Origin of the sequence: Bradyrhizobium sp. NBAIM08, from assembly GCF_020193935.1 — a bacterium.
Classification (GTDB): domain Bacteria; phylum Pseudomonadota; class Alphaproteobacteria; order Rhizobiales; family Xanthobacteraceae; genus Bradyrhizobium; species Bradyrhizobium yuanmingense.
On sequence record NZ_JADYVR010001414.1, the window covers coordinates 1 to 379 of the forward strand.

The 379-nt window shown below is 61.2% G+C and carries 1 protein-coding gene; it reads left to right on the top strand.

Annotated features, from left to right (window positions below):
• Positions 1 to 109: 109 nt before the first annotated feature.
• Positions 110 to 379, top strand: a 270-nt coding sequence (locus I6F37_RS45200) for a ribose-phosphate pyrophosphokinase-like domain-containing protein (RefSeq protein ID WP_225155156.1), incomplete at its 3' end; no start/stop codon positions are given.

A 379-nucleotide genomic window follows, 5' to 3' on the forward strand; every position in this document is an offset into this window, starting at 1 on the left:
ACATTGAGGTAGGAATGCCGCTTTGTACGGTCCATGCTGAAAGCCTTGGCGAGCTTGATTATGCCTTAGCGTTCGCGGCCACCGAGGGCTCAATCTTCACCGTGCTGCCATGAAGCCTGTGCTCCTCCTACCGCTCCCAGGCAATGAGGCTCTGGCCGCGATGATTGCGGCAGCGGGAGGGGGCGTCGTTGTCCCACTACACGTGCACCGTTTCCCCGACGGCGAGACATTGGTCCGGCTCGACGGCGAAGTTGCGACACGCGATGTCTGTTTCGTGTGCTCCCTCGATCAACCCGATACGAAGACCCTTCCGCTATTGTTTGGCGCCGACGCTGCCCGCGACCTCGGTGCTGCAAGCGTGGGACTAGCCGCACCATAC